Origin of the sequence: Salmonella sp. SAL4457, from assembly GCF_046548235.1 — a bacterium.
GTDB classification, from domain to species: Bacteria; Pseudomonadota; Gammaproteobacteria; order Enterobacterales; family Enterobacteriaceae; genus Salmonella; species Salmonella enterica.
On sequence record NZ_JBGDZO010000992.1, the window covers coordinates 1 to 250 of the forward strand.

Annotated in this window: 1 pseudogene; it reads right to left on the bottom strand. The window is 59.2% G+C overall.

The features are described from left to right. Nucleotides 1–75 precede the first annotated feature (75 nt). A pseudogene (gene vreI, locus ACLJNW_RS27145) lies at nucleotides 76–250 on the bottom strand (RNA polymerase sigma factor VreI); the annotation flags it as partial.

Sequence of the window (250 nt, forward strand, 5' to 3'; positions counted from 1 at the left end):
TGTCATGACTGTGCTGTACGGACACCGGAATGGCTCATGGGATGGATATGGCGGCGGTTTTCCACCTGCTTATGCTTATGACGGTTTTCCGGCCCCGGGACCGAACCTCTGGATGACTTTTCTTTCCAGGCGCTCCGCGCAGAACCACAGGGCGGCCTTGAGTTCCTTCTCCACGGTGCGGGTGGAAATGCCGAAGCGACGGGAGATTTCCGCATGCGGCGTCTCTTCCAGGCGCGAGGCGATGAGAATC